At 68.6% G+C, this 2,584-nt stretch carries 3 protein-coding genes; 1 reads left to right on the forward strand and 2 read right to left on the reverse strand.

The genetic code is table 11. The features are described 5' to 3' along the window. Nucleotides 1-71 precede the first annotated feature (71 nt). Nucleotides 72-1,052 (reverse strand): YVTN family beta-propeller repeat protein, encoded by a 981-nt coding sequence (locus tag ACO6D5_RS27110; protein WP_485827103.1) that lies wholly within the window; start codon nt 1,050-1,052, stop codon nt 72-74. A 175-nt stretch (nt 1,053-1,227) separates the two neighbouring features. Further along, nucleotides 1,228-2,082 (reverse strand): DUF2950 family protein, encoded by an 855-nt coding sequence (locus ACO6D5_RS27115; RefSeq protein ID WP_485827094.1) that lies wholly within the window; start codon nt 2,080-2,082, stop codon nt 1,228-1,230. A 41-nt stretch (nt 2,083-2,123) separates the two neighbouring features. Here ACO6D5_RS27115 and ACO6D5_RS27120 point away from each other — a divergent pair, with 41 nt between their 5' ends. Further along, nucleotides 2,124-2,357, forward strand: coding sequence for a hypothetical protein (locus tag ACO6D5_RS27120; RefSeq protein ID WP_485827095.1), 234 nt, complete (start codon nt 2,124-2,126; stop codon nt 2,355-2,357). The last annotated feature ends 227 nt before the right edge of the window (nt 2,358-2,584 follow it).

Genomic DNA, 2,584 nt, shown 5'->3' on the forward strand with positions numbered 1-2,584 from the left:
GGCCGCCCCAAGGTGAAAATGCCCCCTTGGGGGGCAGCAAGCCCGCGACAGCGGGTGCGGCGTGGGGGCCCTTACCTCGTTGGCGCATGGTTCAGCGTCCACACACCGTGGGGTGACTTGCCGACCGCCACCTGGTTCACGACCTTCTTCTGCTCAAGGTCCACCACCGTCATCTTGCGCGCCCAGCGCGAGGTGACCAGCAGCGTCTTGCCGTCGGCCAACACGTCCATGCAGTCGGGGCCGCCGGGCACCGCGAAGGTGTCGGTGACGGTCAGCGTCTGCATGTCGATGCGGCTGATGGAATTGGCGGTGCGGTTGCTGACGAACAGGTGGCGCTTGTCGCCCTGCGCGCGGAAAGCGTGCGCGCCGGCGGCCGTGGGGATGCGCTTGACCAGTTTGGCGGGCCCGTTGCTGACGTCGTAGGCTTCGACGAACGAGTCGCCCGTCAGCGCCACCAGCAGCGTCTTCTGGTCGGGCGTCAGGAACACGTCGGCCGGCGTCTTGCCGACGGACACCGTCCATTTGGGCGTCTGCGTGGCCAGGTCGATGGCGATCAGCTGATCGCTGTCCTGCAGCGTCACGTAGGCCGTGGTGCTCTTCTTGTCGATCATGATGTGGCTGGGCGTCTTGCCCGCCGGGACGCGCTTGACCAGCTTCAGCTCGGCGCCCTTTTCCTGCGGCTGCCAGGCATAGATATCGATATGGTCCAGGCGGTTGGCCGCCGTGACGAACCACTTCATGTCCGGCGAAAACTGCAGCTGGTAGGGATCGACGATGCCGGTCAGCGTGCGCTGCACGTCGCCCGTCTTGGGATCCATCATCGTGATGGTGTTGCCCGTGGCGTTGGCCACCATGAGCGACTTCTCATCCGGGGTCAGGTACAGGTGATGCGGCTCTTTGCCAGTGGGCACGCGCCGCAGCTCCTTGTAGGACACCGGATCGATGATGCTGACATTGGCGTCCAGGGAGTTCAGGACGAAAATCGGGGCGGATGCCGCCGCTGCGCTAAGCGCCATCCCTACGCCGGCCAGGGCGTAGCGGACAAAATGCAAGGGATTCAATTTCAAGGTCCGGCAAAAGGGGATCGGGCACCGATCCCAGTGCCCGCCATTTTAGGCACAGCCGCCTGTCAAAAGCGCAACAGCGGGGGGTTTGGCGACAAACGTACACGCCTGTTGCGACCCCGCAACAACCCCCGCCTGAAAACCCTCTGAAAACATCGAAAAATCATTTGGCGCCAACGGGTTGCGCGTCAGCGTCGACCCACGCGCCGGAGGCGATATCGCGTTCCCGCAAGGCGGCCGCGCGGGATGCGGACGACGGTCCCAGGTCCGCTTCCAGCACCCCGCCCTGAGGACCGATCACAAACGTGCCGATGCCAGTCTGCCCGTAGCGCGCCGGCCACGCCACGATGCGGTAGGCGGTGTCCTGCCCGCCCGGCAGCACCTTGTAGCGGTAGCCGGCATAGGCCTCCGACACGGGCACTTCCGGCCCCATCGCCAACGCGTCCGGCCCGAAGGCCTGCGGCGGGGAACCTGGCACTTCCGGCCAGTACAGGCCGTCCATCATGCCGGGCCGGCTGACCAGACGGCTCGCATAGCGGCCTTGCCCCACGCCTTGTTGATAGCGGGTCTGCGCCGCCTGCAGCTGCCGCAGGGTTTCGATCGCGGTCAGTTCGTTGCGGCCGATCGCGCGGCGCTGGATTTCGGCCTTGCCCGCGACCGGATCGAACCGCCAGCCCTTGCCCGATTGCACGATGGGCACGGGCATGGTCCATCCGGAATCGCCGACCGCCAGCCAGGAACGGCCGCCATCCGCGACGACCTCGTGCTTGTTGGCCCACGCCGCCAGGAAACGGTAGATGTCGTCCTGCGCCACGCCGCCCGGCACGATCTGCTTGTGATCGGGCCCCAGCACGCGGGCGATGGCGGCCGGATCGCTGGTGGCCAGCGCATCGGCAAAGGCGTCCGCCGCGGCCTGCGCCGTCGGATACACGCTTTGCGCCGCCGCCGGGGCCGCCAACCCCAGCGCCAGCAGTGTCGCGGCGCCCAGCACGCGGGCACGAACCCAGGCATTCGTCATGAAAGCTCCTTTGTCCATGGTGCTTACCTCCGGCCACCGAAATGGCCGCCGCCACCGCCGCCCGCACGTCCGCCGCCGCCGCCAGCCCGATGTCCGCCACCGCCGCCGCCCCGATTCATCTCGCTGCGTTGGCTCTGCTGGCGCATCCGGTCGCCGTTGCCGGCGTCGTGCAGCGCGCTGCTGCTGTTGGAGGCGCGGGCACGATCGCGGGCGGCGGATTCATCCGCGCGCTGGCGTTGGGCCGCTTCCTGGTGGTCCTGCGTGGAAACGCTTGAAGAACGCGGCGTTTGCGCGGCGCCGCCTTGCGCCCGGTCGCGGGAGCCCTGCCCGGCGCCTGCGTGGGTGCCTTGTCCACGGTTCGCCGCAGCGTCGCCGCCCCGGCCTGCCGAACCATCACCCCCCCGGCCCGCCGCAGCCTGGCCGCCTCGACCTGCGGCACCCTCGCCGCCCCGGCCCGCTGCGCCCTGGCCGCGTCCGGCGCCCCGTTCTTCATGACCGGCAA

The sequence above is a fragment of the Achromobacter sp. genome, from assembly GCF_057314935.1.

What these genes read in the sequence shown, in the direction of transcription:
- ACO6D5_RS27115 (WP_485827094.1), bottom strand. Translation starts at nt 2,082, where the DNA reads ATGACGAATGCCTGGGTTCGTGCCCGCGTGCTGGGCGCCGCGACACTG.
- ACO6D5_RS27120 (WP_485827095.1), top strand. Translation starts at nt 2,124, where the DNA reads ATGGCCGCCGCCACCGCCGCCCGCACGTCCGCCGCCGCCGCCAGCCCG.